The sequence below is a fragment of the Frankia sp. AgPm24 genome, from assembly GCF_023243055.1.
Lineage (GTDB): Bacteria > Actinomycetota > Actinomycetes > Frankiales > Frankiaceae > Frankia > Frankia umida.
On sequence record NZ_JALKFW010000101.1, the window covers coordinates 1 to 417 of the forward strand.

Consider the following 417-nt stretch of genomic DNA (forward strand, 5'->3'; position numbering starts at 1 on the left):
CTGGGAAGCCCTCGAACACGCCCACCTCGACCCCGACACCCTCCGCGGCACCCCCACCGGCGTCTTCAGCGGCCTGACGGCGATGGATTACGGGCCTCGGTTGTATGAGGGCAGCGGGCAGACCGGCGGTTATGTGCTGACCGGCAGTGCGAGCAGTGTGGCATCGGGCCGGGTGTCCTATGTCTTTGGTTTCGAAGGTCCGGCGGTCACCGTCGACACCGCCTGCTCCTCATCCCTGGTAGCCGTTCACCTGGCCGTGCAGTCCCTGCGTTCCGGGGAATCCACCCTGGCACTGGCCAGTGGTGCCAGCACCATGGCCACCCCCGGAATGTTCATCGAGTTCTCCCGGCAGCGCGGCCTTTCCGCGGATGGACGTTGCCGTTCCTTCTCCGCCGACGCCGACGGCACCGGCTGGTC

Annotated in this window: 1 protein-coding gene; it reads left to right on the top strand. The window is 67.6% G+C overall.

Going from position 1 to position 417, the window contains the following annotated elements; genetic code table 11:
• Window positions 1-417: polyketide synthase (locus tag MXD61_RS05845; protein ID WP_248811813.1), on the top strand; the 417-nt coding region annotated here is incomplete at both ends.